Here is a 370-nt window from a genome sequence, read left to right as displayed (position 1 = left end):
TCCGCCGTACCAAAATCCCCAGCCGTACCTTTGTGCACCCTAGCCCTGACGCAGTCTTAACTCCTTCTCCCGCCACTCCTGAAACAACCCATGACGCCGCCTTGGATACGCCTGATCCATCATCATAGGATCAGCAATCCACTCCGTGCGGAAGTGGCGAAAATCCTGCCGCAGTTCGCACCAGGCGGCGAGCACTCTGCCCTGGGCGAAATAGCCGATCGCAAACGGCCAGATCACCCGGGTACTCTCTTGTCCGTCGGCCGCGCGATAGCGAATGGCGAGTTTTCTTTCCCGCCGGATGGCCGTTCTGAACAGGGTCAGATCTTCCGTGGCAAGCTCACCGGGCGGGCCGACGCGAAGTGGCACCTCA

The 370-nt window shown here is 60.5% G+C and carries 1 protein-coding gene; it reads right to left on the bottom strand.

The features are described 5' to 3' along the window. Positions 1 to 39 precede the first annotated feature (39 nt). Positions 40 to 366, bottom strand: coding sequence for a helix-turn-helix transcriptional regulator (locus ACYP03_RS24675; RefSeq protein ID WP_459782479.1), 327 nt, complete (start codon positions 364 to 366; stop codon positions 40 to 42). Positions 367 to 370 lie beyond the last annotated feature (4 nt).

This window comes from Photobacterium sp. R1 (assembly GCF_054600795.1).
This window is presented reverse-complemented; position numbering and strand designations above follow the sequence as displayed.